13 protein-coding genes are annotated in these 17,218 nt (G+C 57.8%); 4 read left to right on the plus strand and 9 right to left on the minus strand.

Going from position 1 to position 17,218, the window contains the following annotated elements:
- Positions 1-15 precede the first annotated feature (15 nt).
- Entirely contained in the window at positions 16-1,062 is a 1,047-nt protein-coding gene (locus AB6T85_RS09175) for an NAD(P)-dependent alcohol dehydrogenase (protein ID WP_369895357.1), read from the plus strand.
- Positions 1,063-1,132: 70 nt separating this feature from the next.
- Here the strand turns inward: AB6T85_RS09175 and glyS are convergent, their stop codons facing one another.
- The 4 genes from glyS to AB6T85_RS09195 all read right to left on the minus strand — a co-directional run bounded on the left by glyS (position 1,133) and on the right by AB6T85_RS09195 (position 4,921).
- Positions 1,133-3,202 carry a glycine--tRNA ligase subunit beta gene (gene glyS / locus AB6T85_RS09180; protein ID WP_253456621.1) on the minus strand — a complete coding sequence of 690 codons (2,070 nt, stop codon included), beginning with the start codon at positions 3,200-3,202 and terminating at the stop codon, positions 1,133-1,135.
- Between the two features lie 9 nt (positions 3,203-3,211).
- Complete coding sequence (gene glyQ, locus AB6T85_RS09185) at positions 3,212-4,120, minus strand: glycine--tRNA ligase subunit alpha (RefSeq protein WP_253456618.1); 909 nt, start codon at positions 4,118-4,120, stop codon at positions 3,212-3,214.
- A gap of 154 nt (positions 4,121-4,274) precedes the next feature.
- Positions 4,275-4,574, minus strand: a complete 300-nt coding sequence (locus AB6T85_RS09190; RefSeq protein WP_253456616.1) for a helix-turn-helix domain-containing protein — start codon at positions 4,572-4,574, stop codon at positions 4,275-4,277.
- Positions 4,574-4,921: a type II toxin-antitoxin system RelE/ParE family toxin gene (locus tag AB6T85_RS09195; RefSeq protein WP_253456614.1), complete on the minus strand. Its 348-nt coding sequence runs from the start codon at positions 4,919-4,921 to the stop codon at positions 4,574-4,576. Before AB6T85_RS09195 ends, AB6T85_RS09190 begins: the two co-directional genes overlap by 1 nt.
- A 246-nt stretch (positions 4,922-5,167) precedes the next feature.
- Between AB6T85_RS09195 and AB6T85_RS09200 the strand changes: the two genes are divergently transcribed.
- Positions 5,168-6,163: an acyltransferase gene (locus tag AB6T85_RS09200; protein WP_369895360.1), complete on the plus strand. Its 996-nt coding sequence runs from the start codon at positions 5,168-5,170 to the stop codon at positions 6,161-6,163.
- On the opposite strand, the gene malT is transcribed toward AB6T85_RS09200, so the two are convergent.
- Entirely contained in the window at positions 6,160-8,913 is a 2,754-nt protein-coding gene (gene malT, locus AB6T85_RS09205) for an HTH-type transcriptional regulator MalT (protein ID WP_253456610.1), read from the minus strand. The genes AB6T85_RS09200 and malT overlap by 4 nt on opposite strands.
- A 298-nt stretch (positions 8,914-9,211) precedes the next feature.
- On the opposite strand from malT, the gene malP reads away from it, so the two are divergent.
- Positions 9,212-11,602, plus strand: a complete 2,391-nt coding sequence (malP, locus tag AB6T85_RS09210) for a maltodextrin phosphorylase (RefSeq protein WP_369895362.1) — start codon at positions 9,212-9,214, stop codon at positions 11,600-11,602.
- Between the two features lie 9 nt (positions 11,603-11,611).
- Positions 11,612-13,687 (plus strand): 4-alpha-glucanotransferase, encoded by a 2,076-nt coding sequence (gene malQ / locus AB6T85_RS09215; protein WP_369895364.1) that lies wholly within the window; start codon positions 11,612-11,614, stop codon positions 13,685-13,687.
- Positions 13,688-13,751: 64 nt separating this feature from the next.
- On the opposite strand, the gene AB6T85_RS09220 is transcribed toward malQ, so the two are convergent.
- The 4 genes from AB6T85_RS09220 to malF form a co-directional block, all read right to left on the minus strand.
- A complete protein-coding gene (locus AB6T85_RS09220; protein WP_253456603.1) occupies positions 13,752-14,165 on the minus strand; it encodes a helix-turn-helix domain-containing protein in 414 nt (137 codons plus the stop codon).
- Positions 14,162-14,473 (minus strand): type II toxin-antitoxin system HigB family toxin, encoded by a 312-nt coding sequence (locus AB6T85_RS09225; RefSeq protein WP_301251611.1) that lies wholly within the window; start codon positions 14,471-14,473, stop codon positions 14,162-14,164. Before AB6T85_RS09225 ends, AB6T85_RS09220 begins: the two co-directional genes overlap by 4 nt.
- Positions 14,474-14,734: 261 nt before the next feature.
- Positions 14,735-15,625: a maltose ABC transporter permease MalG gene (gene malG / locus AB6T85_RS09230; protein ID WP_253456600.1), complete on the minus strand. Its 891-nt coding sequence runs from the start codon at positions 15,623-15,625 to the stop codon at positions 14,735-14,737.
- Between the two features lie 9 nt (positions 15,626-15,634).
- A complete protein-coding gene (malF, locus tag AB6T85_RS09235; protein WP_253456598.1) occupies positions 15,635-17,179 on the minus strand; it encodes a maltose ABC transporter permease MalF in 1,545 nt (514 codons plus the stop codon).
- Positions 17,180-17,218 lie beyond the last annotated feature (39 nt).

Consider the following 17,218-nt stretch of genomic DNA (forward strand, 5'->3'; position numbering starts at 1 on the left):
ACAGGGGACAGCCACATGCAGGTTAAAGGTCTGGCAGCAAAATCTGCCACTACTTCTCTTGAACCATTCGAATTTCAGCGCCGCGAACTGCAAGCCGGCGATGTGCATATTGATATCCACTACTGCGGCGTTTGCCACTCCGATCTGCATATGGCGCGCAACGAATGGGGCGTCAGCACGTTTCCGCTGGTGCCCGGCCATGAAATTGTAGGCCGCGTGATTGCTACCGGCAGCGACGTTAGCACCTTCAAAGCGGGCGACCTGGTCGGTGTCGGCGTGATGGTCGACTCCTGCGGCCACTGCTCGCAGTGCAGTCAGGGCGAAGAGCAATATTGCGAAGCGGGCTTTACCGCTACCTATAACGGCGAAGAGAAAACGATCGGTGGTAAAACCTTCGGCGGCTATTCCGACAGCATCGTCGTAGACAGCAAGTTCGTGGTTAACGTGCCGGAAAACCTGACGCTGAGCGCGGTCGCGCCGCTGCTGTGCGCGGGCGTAACCACCTGGTCGCCGCTTAAACACTGGAATATTCAGCCCGGCCAGCGCGTGGGCGTTATTGGCCTGGGCGGTTTAGGGCATATGGCCGTCAAGCTGGCCAGCGCGCTGGGCGCGGAAGTGGTGCTGTTTACCACTTCGCCGGCCAAAGGCGAAGATGCGCTGCGCCTGGGTGCCAGCAGCGTGGTGGTGTCTAAAGATGCAGAGCAGATTGCGGCGCAGGCCAACAGCCTCGACTTTATTCTGGACTGCGTGGCCGCACCGCACGATCTCGATCCTTATCTCAACGCGCTGAAAACCAACGGTCATCTGGTGCTGGTCGGCATCCCGGATGCGCCGCACAAGTCGCCAAACGTGACGCCGGTCGTCTTTAAGCGTCTGAGCATTTCCGGCACCTCTATCGGCAGCATTGCGGAAACGCAGCAGATGCTGGATTTCTGTGGCGAGCACAACATTGTGTCAGACGTGGAAGTTATCCGTCTGGAAGACGTAGAAATGGCGTTTGAGCGGATGCTGAAAGGCGACGTGAAGTACCGCTTTGTGATTGATATGAAAGCGAAAGGCTAAAAAAAACCCGCCGTTATGGCGGGTTTGTTACCGTCAGCTTTAAACCCCTTCCCTCAGGTGGGAGGAGGATTTACTGCAGCAGAGAAATATCCGCAACTTCCAGGAACAGCTGGCGGAGTTTGGTCAGCAGGGTTAAACGGTTGATGCGCACTTCACGATCTTCCGCGTTCACCATGACTTTCTCAAAGAAGTTATCCACGGCGGCGCGCAGCTGCGCCAGCTCGATCAGCGCATCCTGATAGCGGCCTTCCGCGAAGTAAGGCGCCAGCTTGCTGCTTAAGGCAGACACGTAGGTCGCCAGCTGGATCTCTTCGTTCTCTTTCAGCAGCGAGGCCTGCACGCTGTCGTTCAGCGTTTCGCTGGATTTCGCCAGAATGTTGGAGACACGCTTGTTAGCCGCCGCCAGCGCAGCCGCCTCTTCCAGGGTGCGGAAGTGGGACACGGCTTTCATACGCGCGTTGAAATCCGCCGGACGAGTAGGGCGACGAGCCAGCACGGCCTGGATGGTGTCGATGCTGTGGCCTTCTTCCTGATACCAGGTGCGGAAGCGACCCAGCATAAAGTCGATCACGTCATCGACCACTTTCGCGTTGCTCAGCTTGCTGCCATACAGGCGCACCGCTTCTTCGGTCAGCGTTTGCAGATCCAGCGGCAGATTCTTCTCGACGATAATACGCAGCACGCCCAGCGCGGCACGACGCAGCGCGAACGGATCTTTATCGCCTTTTGGATGCTGGCCGATGCCGAAAATACCCGCCAGCGTGTCCATCTTGTCGGCAATCGCCAGCGCGCAGGCGACCGGGTTGGACGGCAGTTCATCACCGGCAAAGCGCGGCTGATACTGCTCGTTCAGCGCCACGGCAACGTCTTCCGCTTCGCCATCATGACGGGCGTAGTGCATGCCCATCACGCCCTGCGTGTCGGTGAACTCGAACACCATATTGGTCATCAGGTCGCATTTGGACAGCAGACCGGCGCGGGTCGCATGATTGACGTCAGCGCCAGTCTGTGCGGCAATCCAGCCAGCCAGCGCCTGAATGCGGTCGGTTTTATCGCGCAGCGTGCCCAGCTCTTTCTGGAACAGAACGGTTTCCAGACGCGGCAGATTGTCTTCCAGACGCTGTTTGCGATCGGTATTAAAGAAGAATTCCGCATCGGCCAGACGAGGACGCACCACTTTTTCATTACCGGCGATAATCTGCGACGGATCTTTCGACTCGATGTTGGTCACAAAGATAAAGTGCGGCAGCAGCTTGCCCGCATCGTCGTAAACCGGGAAATACTTCTGGTCGCCTTTCATGGTGTAAACCAGCGCTTCGGCCGGCACCGCGAGGAACTTCTCTTCGAATTTTGCCGTCAGCACTACCGGCCACTCTACCAGCGAGGCGACCTCTTCCAGCAGGCTGTCGCTCAGATCGGCATGGCCGCCAATCTCTTTCGCTGCGGCTTCGGCATCGGCTTTGATCTGCGCTTTACGCGCCTCGAAGTCGGCCTGCACCTTGCCGCGCTCCAGCAGGATCTGCGGGTATTGATCGGCATTATCGAGAGTGAATTCCGGCTCGCCCATAAAGCGGTGGCCGCGAATAGTGCGGGCGGAGTCGATACCCAGAATGGTGGCCGGAATGCTCTCTTCGCCCAGCAGCAGCGTCACGGTGTGTACCGGACGCACAAACTGCACGTCGGAATCGCCCCAGCGCATCAGTTTAGGAATAGGCAGCTTCGCCAGCGAGGTGGCAACCATCGCAGGCAGCAGCGACTGCGCGCTTTCGCCTTTCATATGGGCGCGATACAGCAGCCATTCGCCTTTGTCGGTGCTCAGACGCTCGGCCTGATCGACGGTGATACCGCAGCCGCGCGCCCAGCCTTCCGCCGCTTTGGTGGCGACGCCGTTGGCATCAAAAGCCGCGGCGATGGCCGGGCCGCGCTTTTCCACTTCGCGATCGGGCTGCGCAGCGCTTAAGTCTGCGACCTTCAGCGCCAGACGACGAGGCGCGGCATACCAGTTTACTTCGCCGTGCGTCAGGCCGGCGGCATCCAGTTCGGCGGTAAAATTCGCGGCAAAGGCTTCGGCAAGATTGCGCAGCGCCTTCGGTGGCAGCTCTTCGGTGCCGATCTCCACCAGAAATGTTTTTTCAGTCATGGCTGCCTCTTATTTTTTATTGCACATCGGGAAGCCCAGCGCCTCGCGAGACGCATAGTAAGCTTCAGCCACGGCTTTGGTCAGGGTGCGGATGCGCAGAATATAGCGCTGGCGCTCGGTCACGGAGATAGCTTTACGCGCGTCCAGCAGGTTAAAGGTATGACCTGCCTTCAGGATGCGTTCGTAGGCCGGCAGCGGCAGCGGTTTTTCCAGCTCCAGCAGGCTTTTTGCTTCTTTTTCGTACTGCTCGAAGCAGGTAAAGAGGAAGTCGACGTCGGCATACTCAAAGTTATAGGTAGACTGCTCCACCTCGTTCTGATGGAACACGTCGCCGTAGGTGGTTTTCCCCAGCGGGCCGTCGCTCCAGACCAGATCGTAAACGCTGTCCACGCCCTGGATATACATCGCCAGACGCTCCAGGCCATAGGTGATTTCGCCGGTCACCGGCTTGCACTCCAGGCCGCCGACCTGCTGGAAGTAGGTGAACTGCGTCACTTCCATGCCGTTCAGCCAGACTTCCCAGCCCAGGCCCCACGCGCCCAGCGTTGGGTTTTCCCAGTTATCTTCCACGAAGCGGATATCGTGGACAGTCGGATCCATACCCAGCTCTTTCAGCGAGCCGAGGTAGAGTTCCTGAATATTGTCCGGTGACGGCTTGATGATCACCTGGAACTGATAATAGTGCTGTAAGCGGTTCGGGTTTTCGCCGTAGCGGCCGTCGGTAGGACGGCGGGAAGGCTGCACGTAGGCCGCGGCAATCGGCTCCGGCCCCAGCGCGCGCAGACAGGTCATCGGGTGAGAGGTGCCCGCGCCGACTTCCATATCCAGCGGCTGCACGATGGTGCAGCCCTGGCGTGCCCAGTAATCCTGTAAGGTCAGGATCAGACCCTGAAATGTCTTGGTATCAAACTTTTGCATGTTGTTTTCGCACGCGAGACGGTTTTAAAAGTGGGCGTCAGTATACCCTTTGACCGTCGGTTAGTCAGCCCGATGTTGGCCGAAGAGGCGCGGATGCCGCCGCAAAGCCTCTTTGGCTGTTCTCTGTTCCGTCTGCGTGCCTGCCTGAAAACACTTATAGCGGGTAAGCAACTCGCTTACCCGACGGGAGTTTGACATCAATAGAAAGTTCTCCGCCCAGCGCGGCCACGTAGCGTTTAAGCGTGGACAGGCGCGGATCGTTATCAACACGCTCCATACGGGCGACGGCGGGTTGTTTAACGCCAAGCGTTGCGGCGAGTTCAGTTTGTGAAATTTGCAGCTCTTCACGCATCTGCGCCAGCGTGATTTCGCGCACCATTTCTTCGGCCCGCTCCTCGATTTTAGCGCGGCGTGCGGGGCTTACTTCGTTCATCAGTTCGTCTAACGTTGCCATTACCGGGCCTCCAGTTTCGCCAGATGAGCTTTGTACTCAGCCTCAGCGAGAGTGATATATTTTTTATAGAACCTACGGTCGCCTGTTTTGTCGCCAGCACAAAGGAAAATAGCCTGACGAACAGGATCAAAAGCAAATAACGCCCTTATCGGCCTGGCTTTGAATGACAGACGTAGCTCCTTCATATTCGGATAGATTGAGTCATTCAGGGTATCGACCAATGGCCGTCCAGTATGGGGGCCTTCTTTTCTCAACACGAGAAACGCCGCTAAGATTTCGTCCTGCAAATCTTCGGGTTGCGCAAAAAACCAGGCATCAAACCGTTTTGTTGTTATGATTTTCCACATGATCGTCCCTGATCTGTAATTATAACGTTTAAGTTATAATCAAATTTATAATGAATTCATTATAATTTCAAGAGAGGTAAAGGTTGCAGGACGACGGGCTGGTGTTAAAAAAGCTAACCAATTAAAAAAACATCATGGCGTGGAAAGATGCAGGCCTGCTCCTGTCTGATATTCCCCTGGCGCAGGTTGTTGAAAACTTGCCGCCTGGCTACCCTCTGATACGCATTGGTGCCAGCAGAGGAAAACATGAAGGACAAGATAGCCTGGATAGATAACCTGCGGGCGGTGGCCTGCCTGATGGTGATTATGATCCACACCACCACCTGGTACGTGACCAACGCGCCAAAAGTAGGCGAACATACGTGGGATCTCTCCAATCTGCTGAACTCCGCTTCCAGAGTCTGCGTGCCGCTCTTTTTTATGATTTCCGGCTTTCTGTTCTTTGGCGAGCGCAGCGCGCAGGGCCGTCATTTTCTGCGCATCGTGCTCTGCCTGGCGTTTTACAGCGCGGTGGCGCTGGCCTATATCACGTGGCTGACGCCTATCAGCCAGGGGATTTCCATCCGGCTGCTTTTGCAGAAGCCGGTGTTCTATCACCTGTGGTTTTTCTTCGCGATTATCGCTATCTACCTGCTTTCGCCCCTTATTCAGGTCAAAAACGTGCGGGCGGGCTATCTGGCGGCGGTGACGCTGGTGCTGGCGGTGCTGGCGAATCCCAACACGGTGGATCAGTCGGTCGGGCATTTTCACTGGCTGCCGCTTAATCTTTATATCAACGGCGACAGCTTCTACTACGTGCTCTACGCGCTGTTTGGCCGCGCTATCGGCACGATGAATACCGGCGGACGCGCCGTCAGCTGGCTGGCCGGCACGGTTTTTATCGCCTGCGTGGCGGCTATCGCGCTGGGCACTAAAAAGCAGATGGCGATTAACGGCGCCTTTGCCGATACCTGGTATCTCTACTGCGGCCCGGCGGTCTTTATCGCGGCGGTCAGCCTGCTGGTGCTGTTTAAAAACGTGCTGAACGCGCGAATTTTACCGATCTTAGGCGTTATTTCCCGTAATTCCCTGCCAATTTATGGTTTCCACGCGCTGTTTATCCACTTTATGCGGACGCATCATCTTGATCATACCGATCGGCCGCTGCTGGATATCCCGCTGGTGTTTACGCTGACGCTGCTGGGCAGTTTGCTGTTGGCGCTGGCGCTGAGAAAACTGGATAAGCGGCATTTTGTCAGTTAAGGCTGACAGGTCACCGCCGTATCCGGGGTGCCGTAGCCCATCACTTCCAGCAGCTGTCGGGCGTGCTGTACCGCATCCTGACGGTGCGCAATGCCCATCTTCTGATAAAGATTACGGATATGGGTTTTGATAGTCGTCGCCGCGACGTCCAGCTCTCCCGCGATCTGCTCGTTGCTGTAGCCCGAATAGATCAGCCCCAGCACCTGCCATTCCCGCTGGGTTAACGGGCTGGTGCGGATCAGCTCCGGCACCTGCGGATGGCTCAGCAGTTTACTGACAAAGCTTTCGTCAAAATGGGCAAACTTATGCCGATGGTGCTGATTAAGTTCACGCAGGATCTGCTGCGCCCTGCGTTGTTCCAGCTCCGGCAGCAGGTTCAGCTGCAGCAGCTGCCGGAGCTGCTGCGCCATCATTTCGCCTTCAATCACGAAATGGCTGATAAAACCGGTGCGGTTTGCCAGGCTCAGCGCTTCGATCAGCACGCGCTGCGCGTCGCTTTTTCTGCCCGTTCGCCAGTATAAGAGGTTGCTTAACAGTAGGTTACGGTTTAAATCGCTGGTGAGGCGCAGCTGGCGCGCGTTGCTGTTCAGCTCGTCCAGCACCACCTCCGCCTCGCTGAACTGCTCCAGCAGGATCTGTACGCGCGCAATCGAGCGCCACTGGCCCTGCTGAAAATGATTATCCGCGCCGCCCGGTTTACCGGCCTGCTGGAGCCAGCGCTGCGCGGCGGTTTTATTGCCGGTCAGCTGCCAGTAAATCACCCGGCTTTTATCGGTATTGGTCACCCAGTCGCTATGATACTGACCGGTTTTGATCAGGTTCTCGCAGCGCTGCAAATAGTGCTGCGCGTTATCAAGCTGACCACGAGCCAGCGCGCATTTCGCCAGCATCGCCAGACACTGAAGCTGCTGCTGCGGCTGGAAATTGCTTAATACTTCCAGCCCCTGGCGAGCAGCCTGTTCGGCGTCGTCCAGCCTTGACCATGACCACAGCACCTGAGAGCGCAGGCGCAGCAGGAATTCGTGCATCGGCAGCTGTTCAAGGTGCTGTTCATGCACCAGCTCAAAGGCGCGATCCTGCATCTCGAAGGCGGCCTGTAAAAATCCCTGCGCAATTAAAATTTCACTTTGCTGGAGCAAGGCCCAAAGCGCGTAATGGTACACCTGAAAGCGTCTGGCTATCTGTTCGGTCTGCTGCATCAGCGGCAGCGCGCGCGCCAGATCGCCTTTGCAGTGCTGGATTTCGCCGGTGACCGAGGTCGCCACTATGCGGCTGTAATAGCTGTTATGCGGCAAAAAGCGCAGCGCTTCCGTCGCCAGCCGGGCGGCTTCTTCCTCACGACCATCGTTGATCGCCACCTGAGCGCGCAGGGCGTTAAATTCAGCGGCAAGTTCCTGCGTCATGGAGATATTCCTGCGCTGCATCTCGCTTTCCGCACGGGAAAGCAGCGCGTCGACTTCAACATAGCGGTGCTGGCTTTGGATCAGCCAGGCCTGGAGCAGCACCAGCTTAGGATTGACGATCAGCTGGTCATAGCGCAGGGCGTTCAGGCACTCTTCCAGCAGGGCCAGCTCGCTTTGGTTAAACAGCGCCCACGCGTGCTGTAGCAGGATATCGCGCAGCAGCCCGGTATCTTCCGCGCTCAGCGCGTGATGGATAGCTTCGGCCGGAAAACCCTGCGCCAGCCAGCCTTGTGCAGCGGCGCGATGGATTTCCGGCAGCTCTGCGGCCAGCTCCCACTGGCAGCGCTGCCGCAAAAAAGAGGCGAACAGCGGATGGAAGTTAAACCACTCGCCGGTGCCGTCCATGCGGTGAAGAAACAGACCCTGGCTTTCCAGATTTTCCAGCCGCTGCTGCCCGTTATCGCTGCCGGTCAGACGGACGATCAGCGCGTCGTTCATCGAGCGCAACAAAGAGCAGCGCAGCAGAAAATCGCGGGTGGGCGTATCGACCCGATCCAGCACTTCCTCGACCAGATATTGCGATAAATGGCTGGCGTTCAGGCCGGTCAGCTTGCGCGCGGAATGCTGGGTAGACTGTAAAGCCGGCGTAGAGGACTGGCTGGCCGACAGCGCAATCAGCTGTAGCGCCGTGGCCCAACCGGCAACGTTGTCGCAAAAGCGATTGCTGTCCGCCTGTTCAATGGGCTCTTTCAGGCGGCAGTCAAAAAACTGCTGGGTTTCGCTGTGGGTAAAGGCCAGTTCGGAGACGATAAGCTCCAGCAGCTGGCCGCGCACGCGTAAATTGGCGATGCCCAGCGGCGGCAAGGTGCGCGACAGGATCACCAGTGAGAAATTATCGGGCTGATGGCGCAGAAAAAAGCGCATCCCTTCATGAATATCCGCATTGGTAATCAGATGATAGTCATCGATTACCAGCATCACCGGCTGCTGCCAGTCGGCAAGCTCGACGAACAGCTGGGCGAACAGCGCGTTCAGGCTGGCGTACTGGTGCTTTTGACTTAAGGCTTCGCTCTTCACGCAGTGGCCGCCGGTGGCCTGCTGCACCGCCGCAATCAAATAACTGGCAAAACGTTCCGGCTTATTGTCGCTTTCATCCAGCGAATACCAGCCCAGCGCGTTTTTTCCTGCCGCCCAGTGCGCCATCAGCGTTGTTTTGCCGTAGCCGGCCGGGCTGGTAACCAGCGTCAGACGATAGTCCGGGACGACCGCCAGCCGGGCCAGTAAACGTTCGCGTACCACCGTATCTTGCAGCCGCATCGGGCGGCTCAGTTTTGAAGGGATAAGCATAATTTTGGATTCTTATAGGAAGCGTCAGCGGGGCGGCTAATTATTTCAAAGCCCGTAATTAATCATTTTTTCTAAAGTCCGCCTCCAATCCGTTGATTGCAAGCAGGATAAGCTTTTATGTTGCATTTAGTCGTACTTCGTCACATTTTTTTAATCACGCTTTTCGCTGTGCTATTCGCCTTAGTCGCGCCTTCCCCTACGCCCTGCTGCTCCTCCCTTTCTAATCGCCGTTGGGAGGATGATCCGCACGCTGCAAATCGGCAGCATGAGGGAAATTCAGGGATTATGAGGACAGGTCATGCAGGCAATATTCAGTAAAACCACGTTTATGGCGGCGCTGACGCGCCAGTGCGCGCCGTATCAGCCGCAGGCGATGACGCAGCACCAGTGGTGGCAGGCGGTCAGCGCCGCACTGGCCGAACAGCTGCTCGCCAGCCCGCCAACGCCGCCGTCAGGGCAGCAGCGGCACGTTAACTATATTTCGATGGAATTTTTGATCGGCCGCCTGACCGCCAATAATCTGATCAATCTTGGCTGGCTGGATGATGTCAGCGAAGTGCTGAAAAAACAGGGCGTTAACCTGACCGACGTGCTGGAGCAGGAAGTCGATCCGGCGCTGGGCAACGGCGGACTGGGGCGCCTGGCGGCCTGCTTTCTGGACTCGATGGCAACCGTGGGCCAGCCTGCGGTGGGTTATGGTCTTAATTATCAGTACGGGCTGTTTCGGCAGTCCTTTTACGACGGCGCACAGCAGGAAGCGCCGGACAGCTGGCATCGCGAAACCTACCCCTGGTTTCGGCGCAACGGCTCGCTTGCCGTGAGCGTCGGCTTCGGCGGCAAGCTCAGCAAAGACGCGCAGGGCCGGGAGCAGTGGCAGCCCGCTTTTTCGTTGATGGGCGAGGCGAGCGATCTGCCGGTGGTCGGCTATCAAAACGGCATCACCCAGCCGCTGCGCCTGTGGCAGGCCGTCGCGATGCAGCCTTTCGATCTGGGCCTGTTTAACGACGGCAAATATCTGGAGGCGGAGCGGCAGGGCGTAGAGGCGGAAAAGCTGACGAAAGTCCTCTACCCGAACGATAATCACCAGGCGGGCAAGCGGCTGCGCCTGATGCAGCAATATTTTCAGTGCGCCTGTTCGGTAGCGGATATCCTGCGTCGTCATCACGCGGCGGGTCGAAAAATCGCAGATCTGCCGCAGTACGAGGTGATCCAGCTGAACGATACCCATCCGACCATCGCCATCCCGGAGCTGCTGCGCATTTTGCTGGATGAGCACCAGCTCGACTGGGATGCGGCCTGGTCCATCGTCAGCCGTACCTTTGCCTATACCAACCACACGCTGATGCCGGAAGCGCTGGAATGCTGGAATGAAAGGCTGGTGCGCAGCCTGCTGCCGCGTCATTTTTCGCTGATTAAGCAGATCAATGCGCGCTTTAAAGTGCTGGTGCAGCAGCGCTGGCCGGACGATGCCGACGTTTGGGAGCGGGTGGCTATCCACCATAACCGCCAGGTGCGGATGGCGAATCTTTGCGTGGTCAGCGGCTTTGCGGTCAACGGCGTCGCCGCGCTGCATTCCGAGCTGGTGGTCAAAGATCTGTTTCCGCATTATCACCAGCTGTGGCCGGAGAAATTTCATAACGTCACCAACGGCATCACGCCGCGTCGCTGGCTCAGGCAGTGTAATCCTGCGCTCTCCGCGCTGATCGACAGCAAGCTGAACGCCGAATGGGTGACGGATCTGGATGCGTTAAAAGGGCTGGAGGCTTTTGCCGACGACCAAAACTTCCACCAGCGCTATCGGCAAATCAAGCAGGAAAACAAACACAGGCTGGCGGCCTGGGTGCAGCATACGATGGGGATTACGCTCAACCCGGCGGCGATCTTCGATGTGCAGATCAAGCGCCTGCACGAGTACAAGCGCCAGCACCTGAATTTGCTGCATATCCTCTCGCTTTACCGCCAGCTGCGTGATAATCCGCAGCTGGACATGGTGCCGCGCGTGTTCCTGTTCGGTGCCAAGGCCGCGCCGGGCTACTATCTGGCCAAAAATATTATCTACGCCATCAACAAGGTAGCGGAAAAAATCAACAACGATCCGCTGGTCGGCGATCGCCTGAAAGTCGTGTTTATTCCTGACTATAAAGTGTCGGTGGCGGAGCTGATGATCCCGGCGGCCGATGTGTCAGAGCAAATCTCCACCGCCGGCAAAGAGGCCTCCGGCACCGGCAATATGAAGCTGGCGCTGAACGGCGCTATCACCGTCGGCACGCTTGATGGTGCCAATGTGGAAATTGCTGAACAGGTCGGCAGCGAGCATATCTTTATTTTCGGTCATACCGTCGATGAGGTAAAAGCGCTGCTGCGCAAAGGCTATAACCCGCTGAGCGTGCGTAAAAAGGATAAGCATCTTAATAAGCTGCTGACCGAACTGGAAAACGGCTTCTTCAGCGACGGTGACAAAGAGGCGTTCAGGCCAATGCTGGATAGCCTGCTTGCAGGCGGCGATCCTTATTTAGTGCTGGCGGATTTCGCGGAATACTGCGCCGCACAGCGGCAGGTTGAAGCGCTGTACCGCGACACGCAGCAGTGGACGCGCAGCACCATCCTGAACACCGCCAGAGTCGGCATGTTCAGTTCGGATCGCGCCATCCGTGACTATCAGCAGCGCATTTGGCAGGCGAAACGCTAAGGAGCGCAGATGGAAAAGAAGATGCTGGAGCAGGCGGCGACGGAGGCGGGTATCGCTTCCGGTTTTATTAACGCTCACGGGAAAACCCAGACCATCTCGGCAGCAACCCGGCGCGAGCTGCTGCAGGCGATGGGCTGGCGCGCGGGACGGCAGCTGCCGCTAAGACCGGTGCCAACGGTAAAGGTTTTTACCAGCGGCGAACGCTTTGCGCTTTCCGTAGAGGGCGAAGGCGAATACCACTGGCACTTTTGCCCGGAAGAGGGCGCGAGCCTGACGGGCAGAGTCCACGGCAGCATGACGCTGGCCCTGCCGGAAAACCTTGCCACGGGCTATCACCTGCTGACGCTGAGCCGTCCCGGCCAGCGCTGGGAATGCCGGATCATCGTGGCGCCCAGGCGCTGCCACGAGCCGGAGGCGCTGCTGGCCGGTAAAAAGCTGTGGGGCGCCTGCGTGCAGCTTTACACCTTGCGTTCTGAGCGCAACTGGGGCATCGGCGATTTTGGCGATCTGACCGTAATGATCGACAACATTGCTGCGCGGGGCGGCGCCTTTGTGGGTCTGAACCCTATCCACGCGCTTTTTCCCGGCAACCCGGAAGCGGCCAGCCCTTACAGCCCTTCGTCCCGCCGCTGGCTGAACGTTATCTATATCGACGTCAGCGCGGTGGCTGACTTTCGCCTGAGCGAAGCCGCACAGCGCTGGTGGCATTCTGCGGCTACGCAGCAGGCGTTACAGGCGGCGCGGGCTGCGGAGTGGGTGGATTACGCGCAGGTTATGGCGCTGAAGCTGGCGGGACTGCGGCTGGCCTGGCAGCATTTTCTCGGCCGTGACCCGCAGGAAGCTGAACGGCAGGCCTTTACCCGCTTTACCGAACAGGGCGGAGAAAGCCTCTGGTTTCAGGCCGCCTTTGATGCGTTATATCAACACTTTCAGGCGGAAAGCGGCGAGGCGCGGGGCTGGGATCGCTGGCCGGAAGCGTACCGCAACGCGCGGGGGCCAGAGGTCAGAGCCTTTTGCCAACAGCATGCGCAGGAGGTGGCGTTTTACCTCTGGCTGCAATGGCTGGCCGAAACGCAGCTGGCGCGGTGCTATCAAACCAGCCGGAAAATGCCGACGGGGTTATATCGCGATCTGGCAGTCGGCGTGGTGGCCGACGGCGCGGAAACCTGGAGCGATGGCGATCTCTACTGCCTGAAGGCTTCCGTAGGCGCGCCGCCGGATATTCTGGGGCCAAAAGGACAGAACTGGGATTTACGACCGATGGATCCCCGCACGATGATCGACCGTGCCTACCAGCCTTTTATCGACCTGCTGCGATCGAACATGATCCACTGCGGCGCTTTGCGGATCGATCATGTCATGGCGCTGCTGCGCCTGTGGTGGATCCCGGCAGGCGAAACGGCGGATAAAGGCGCCTATGTCCACTATCCGGTTGACGATTTGCTGGCGGTGCTGGCGCTGGAAAGCCAGCGGCATCGCTGCATGGTGATCGGCGAGGATTTGGGAACGGTGCCGGTAGAAATCGTCACTAAGCTGCGGGAAAGAGGCGTTTATTCCTACAAGGTGCTGTGGTTTGAGCGGGATGCGCAGAACGGCTTTCGCGCGCCGCAGTCCTGGCCGCTCCAGGCGATGGCTACCCTGACGACGCACGATTTACCGACGCTGCGCGGCTACTGGCAAAGCGACGATCTGACGCTGGGCGAAAAGCTGGGCCTCTACCCGGATAAAATGGTGCTACAGGGGCTTTGTGCCGATCGGCAAAGGGCGCGCCAGAGCCTGCTCGCCAGCCTGGAGCATTATGGCTGTCTTCCGCAGGGAAGCGTCAGCGCGGGCGCCACGCTGACGCCTGCCATCCGCCGGGGCCTGCAACGCTATGTGGCCGACAGCGCCAGCGCGCTGCTGGGTCTGCAGCCGGAAGACTGGCTGGATATGGCGACGCCGGTCAATATTCCCGGCACCAGCAGCGAATATCCCAACTGGCGGCGCAAGCTCAGCCATACGCTGGAGGCGATGTTTGCCGACCCGGAGGTGAATGCGTTAATCAGGGATGTCGATCGGCGGCGGCGTAAGGTGTCGGTGGATTAAAAAAGCGGCCTGAGGGCCGCTTTGCCGTGTCATCATGGCCGCAGAAACTGTTTTACTGTCGGATTTATTCATTAAAAGCTTCAAACGGTAATTTAAACCGCGCCGCCAGACGCGCCTTGTGCTTATCGGTGAGCGCGCGCTCACCGCGCAGAATACGACTCACGTAAGAGCGTTGGCCGATTTCTTCCACAAAGGAGGATTGCGTCAGCTTGTGCTGATCCATCAACACCCGCAGTAAGGCAACGCCGCGAGGCAGCCTTGCAATGCGTGCATTGAACTCAGCGAATTCAGGCGCGTTATCTTCATAGCGGGCGACTTTATCAGCCAGCATATCCACTAATGGGCTATCAGGATCGTGTTCGATAAGATACTCCACCAGTTCAAGCGCCTGCTCGTAATCTTTTTTGCTGGTGCTGCCGCCTAAAAAAGGGACAATTTTAACCAGGTCATTGGTTGCCTGAATGGCTTCGGTAATCATTCTTTACTCTCCCGATACTTCTTAACCAGCTTGTCGTAGTCAGCATGGGTAACGATATGCTTGATAAAAATCTTGCCCCGCTCAAAGTCTGCAAAAAACAGCATCCTCAGGTTATTGCCGCCGACATCAATCACCCACCATTTGTTCCTGTATTTCATTCGGTCGAGGCTGGGAAACTGTGCCTTTAACGCATCCGGATTGGCAAAAACACCGCTTTTTAAAACCAGCCAGGTCGCATCCAATGCGGCTGCATCGTTTGGGAATTTTTCTGCCGCTTCCCTGAACGGCTCCCTTGAAATAACGTGCATGCTTCCCTCAGCCACGTTCCAACGTGGAAACATGATAGCGCAACCTTGTGATGTTTCCAACATGGAAACATCACAAGGTTGTGGTGGATAAAGCAGGTCCTTACACAACGGCAGAAGGCGCAGCGGTAATAAACATCGGCAAAAATGAGGAAAAGTATATTGAGCAATAACGGTACAGGTACCGCTATTTTCAGTGCTAATCCTGTAGCAGCGTGCAATAACGCATAACTTCCGGGCAGCCTGGCGCTACCCGGAACTGCCTTATCCTTTCACCCCGCCAGCGGTCAGGCCGCCCACCAGCCAGCGCTGAGCAATCAGGAACACGGCGGTGATAGGGATAGCGGAAAGAATGGCCGCCGCCGCAAAATCGCCCCACAGATAGTTTTGCGGGTTCAGATATTGCTGCATTCCCACCGCCAGCGTATAGCTGTTGACGTCACGCAGCAGCAGGGAAGCCACCGGCACCTCGGTAATAGCGGCAATAAACGACAGGATAAACACCACCGCCAGGATCGGCACCGAAAGCGGCAGCAGCACCAGCCGGAACGCCTGCCACGGCGTGGCGCCATCCAGCGCCGCCGCCTCTTCCAGAGAGTTATCGATAGACTCGAAATAGCCTTTGATCGTCCAGACATGCAGCGCAATGCCGCCCATATAGGCGAAGATCACCCCGCCGTGCGTATTCAGCCCCAGAAAAGGAATATAGAGGCCCAGACGATCGAACAGGGCGTAGAGCGCCACCAGCGACAGCACGGCCGGAAACATCTGGAAAATCAGCATCCCTTTCAGCAGCGGGCTTTTGCCGCGAAACTTCATGCGGGCAAAGGCGTAGGCGCAGGTTGTGGAGAGCGCCACGATGCCGACGGCGGTAATCAGGGCGATTTTCACAGAGTTCCACAGCCACAGCATCACCGGAAACGGCGGCGGCGTCACCGTGCCGTTCTCGTTGGTGACCGCTATCCCCAGCGCCAGCTTCCAGTGGTCCCACGAAATGGTGTCGGGGATCAGGCTGCCGGTCGCAAAATTGCCGGGCCGCAGCGAAATGGCGAACACCATCAGCAGCGGGAACAGGATCAGGGCGATAAAGCCCAGCAGGAAAAGGTGCGTCGCCAGCAGCCTGAGGCGCTGCGACTTCGGTTTTACCATCGCCATAATGCTTCCTTAATCAAATTTCATGCGGGAGGCTTTCAGGTTGATCACCGCCAGCACGCCCACCAGCAGGAAAATCAGCGTGGCGATAGCGGCGGCCAGGCCAAAATCCTGTCCGCCGCCGCCCTCAAAGGCGATACGCCAGGTGTAGCTGACCAGCAAATCGGTGTGCCCGGCCGGCGTGGTGGTGCCAATCCGGTCGGGGCCGCCGTTGGTCAGCAGCTGAACCAGCACAAAGTTATTAAAATTAAAGGCAAAGCTGGCGATCATCAGTGGCGTCAGCGGCTTGATCAGCAGGGGCAGCGTAATCAGGAAAAAGTTCTGGATCGGCGAAGCGCCATCCATTGCCGAGGCCTCGTAAAGATCGTCAGGAATGGCTTTCAGCAGCCCCATGCACAAAATCATCATATAGGGATAGCCGAGCCAGGTATTAACGATAATCAGCATGGTTTTGGCGGTCAGGGGATCGCTGAACCACGCGGGCTTGATGCCGAACAGATTGCCCAGCAGCAGGTTGATTTCGCCAAAGCTTTGATTGAATAACCCTTTGAAAATCAAAATAGAAATAAAAGCGGGTACCGCGTAAGGCAGGATCAGCAGCATGCGATAAACCGCCTTGCCTTTCAGCTGATCCCACTGCACCACGCACGCCAGCACCATGCCGACCGCCGTGGTCAGCAGCACCGTCAGCAGCGAGAACAGCACCGTCCAGAGAAAGATCGACAGAAAGGGCTTCTGGATACCGGCATCCTGAAACACGCGCAGGAAGTTTTTCCAGCCGATGCCGACGGTAAAGCCCGGACTGAGGACGTCCGCATCCGCCGACTGGTAAAAGCCCGTGCTCATATCAGGAGAGTAAACTTTCCCGTTCTGGATATTGGTCAGCTGTTTGCCGTCCTCTCCCAGCTGATAAAGCGGCCGGGTGCCGGAAAACTGCCGTAGCGAACTCATCCGCAGCAGCGTGCCGTCGGGCAGTCTGGCGGCCAGCTGGCCCAGCGCCTGACGATTTTGCGTAATGACCCGCAGCCCGGCTTTGTTGCCGGTCGGTGCGGCCTGCGGGGTCATCGTCAGCGTTTGCGGCGCGGAAGGCGTAAAGGCAAAGGGCGCAGAAACCAGCACGTCGCCGTTATCGGGCGAGGTCAGCGTCAGCCGCCATTTGTCGTCCACCGGCCAGAGAGCGAAATCCCAGGCTTTATCGGCGCGGAACTGCTGTTGCAGCAGCACGCCCTGCGCGCGCTCAAAGGTAAGCTGATGCAGGCTGCTGTAGTTGGTAAAAGCGATGGTAATGGTGCATGCCAGTGGGAACAGCACGAACAGCGCCATTCCGGCCAGGCCGGGATAAATATAACGCCAGCTGTAAGCGCGGCGGTTGCCGTAGATAAACAGCCCCAGGCCGGAAAGCACCAGCGTCAGCATGGCAAAAAGGTATTCTCCCCGTGCGTACATCAGCACGATCAAATAGCCTGCCAGCAGGGCAAAGAAGATAAGGGTAAACCAGCCGGGCACGCGGCTTAGCGGCGATCTTCTGTCAGAGCGGCGAATGTGAGCCAGAGACATGGAGCTATCCTTTTCGACGCGGGGCCGCCAGCGGCCGCC

The sequence above is a fragment of the Erwinia aeris genome (assembly GCF_041224955.1).
Lineage (GTDB): Bacteria > Pseudomonadota > Gammaproteobacteria > Enterobacterales > Enterobacteriaceae > Erwinia > Erwinia aeris.

Bases quoted from the DNA above. Each gene is read 5' to 3' on its own strand.
- AB6T85_RS09175 (WP_369895357.1), top strand. From the start codon at position 16: ATGCAGGTTAAAGGTCTGGCAGCAAAATCTGCCACTACTTCTCTTGAA.
- glyS (WP_253456621.1), bottom strand. From the start codon at position 3,202: ATGACTGAAAAAACATTTCTGGTGGAGATCGGCACCGAAGAGCTGCCA.
- glyQ (WP_253456618.1), bottom strand. From the start codon at position 4,120: ATGCAAAAGTTTGATACCAAGACATTTCAGGGTCTGATCCTGACCTTA.
- AB6T85_RS09190 (WP_253456616.1), bottom strand. From the start codon at position 4,574: ATGGCAACGTTAGACGAACTGATGAACGAAGTAAGCCCCGCACGCCGC.
- AB6T85_RS09195 (WP_253456614.1), bottom strand. From the start codon at position 4,921: ATGTGGAAAATCATAACAACAAAACGGTTTGATGCCTGGTTTTTTGCG.
- AB6T85_RS09200 (WP_369895360.1), top strand. From the start codon at position 5,168: ATGAAGGACAAGATAGCCTGGATAGATAACCTGCGGGCGGTGGCCTGC.
- malT (WP_253456610.1), bottom strand. From the start codon at position 8,913: ATGCTTATCCCTTCAAAACTGAGCCGCCCGATGCGGCTGCAAGATACG.
- malP (WP_369895362.1), top strand. From the start codon at position 9,212: ATGCAGGCAATATTCAGTAAAACCACGTTTATGGCGGCGCTGACGCGC.
- malQ (WP_369895364.1), top strand. From the start codon at position 11,612: ATGGAAAAGAAGATGCTGGAGCAGGCGGCGACGGAGGCGGGTATCGCT.
- AB6T85_RS09220 (WP_253456603.1), bottom strand. From the start codon at position 14,165: ATGATTACCGAAGCCATTCAGGCAACCAATGACCTGGTTAAAATTGTC.
- AB6T85_RS09225 (WP_301251611.1), bottom strand. From the start codon at position 14,473: ATGCACGTTATTTCAAGGGAGCCGTTCAGGGAAGCGGCAGAAAAATTC.
- malG (WP_253456600.1), bottom strand. From the start codon at position 15,625: ATGGCGATGGTAAAACCGAAGTCGCAGCGCCTCAGGCTGCTGGCGACG.
- malF (WP_253456598.1), bottom strand. From the start codon at position 17,179: ATGTCTCTGGCTCACATTCGCCGCTCTGACAGAAGATCGCCGCTAAGC.